This window comes from Curtobacterium sp. B18, assembly GCF_000333375.1.
In the GTDB taxonomy this organism is placed as follows: domain Bacteria; phylum Actinomycetota; class Actinomycetes; order Actinomycetales; family Microbacteriaceae; genus Curtobacterium.
Window position 1 is genome coordinate 1 of sequence record NZ_BACZ01000569.1, and the last position, 689, is coordinate 689.

Here is a 689-nt window from a genome sequence, read left to right on the forward strand (position 1 = left end):
TCCCGTCCGCCCGTGCGCACGACCGGTGCCGCGCCCGGTCGCTCTCCACAGGTCGCGTCGCGCGGTCCTCCGCGTCGTCCGCACCTGGTAAGCAGGACGCATGACCGACGTCACCACACCAGCGCCCGGAACCAGAGCACTCGTCCTCGGCGGTGGTGGCGTCGCCGGCATCGCGTGGGAACTCGGGGTGCTGTCGGCCCTGCAGGACGCCGGGGTGGACCTCGACGCAGCGGACCTCGTCGTCGGGTCGAGCGCGGGCAGCGTCGTCGGGACCTTCGTCCGCGCCGGCGCCGTCCAGCAGGCGTACGACCAGCAGCACGCCGCCGTCCCGACGACCTACGAGGAGCCCGTCCCGATCGACGGCGACGACTTCCAGCAGCGGATCGGCGCCGTGCTCGACGGCGCCACCTCCGACCAGGACGCCCGTGCCCGGCTCGGCCGGCTCGCCCAGCGCACGACGACCGGCCAGACCGACGACCAGCGCGCTGCGACCTTCGCCGAGACCCTGCCGTCGACCGAGTGGCCGCCGAAGCCCCTCGCCGTCACCGCGATCGACGCGACCGACGGCACCTCAGCACATGCAGTCCCTCGGCGACGTCGTGCGCGAGATCACGGGCACCGTGCAACGCGAGACCGTCCCGGACGCCGTGGTGCGTGCGGCCGACCAGATCGAGGTGGTCGACCTCGCC

General features: G+C 74.0%; 1 protein-coding gene and 1 pseudogene. Both read left to right on the forward strand.

The features are described from left to right. Positions 1-100 precede the first annotated feature (100 nt). Positions 101-292, forward strand: a pseudogene (locus I5E_RS27060) (patatin-like phospholipase family protein); the annotation flags it as partial. A 286-nt stretch (positions 293-578) separates the two neighbouring features. Then, positions 579-689, forward strand: a 111-nt coding sequence (locus I5E_RS27065) for a hypothetical protein (protein WP_148286994.1), incomplete at its 3' end; no start/stop codon positions are given.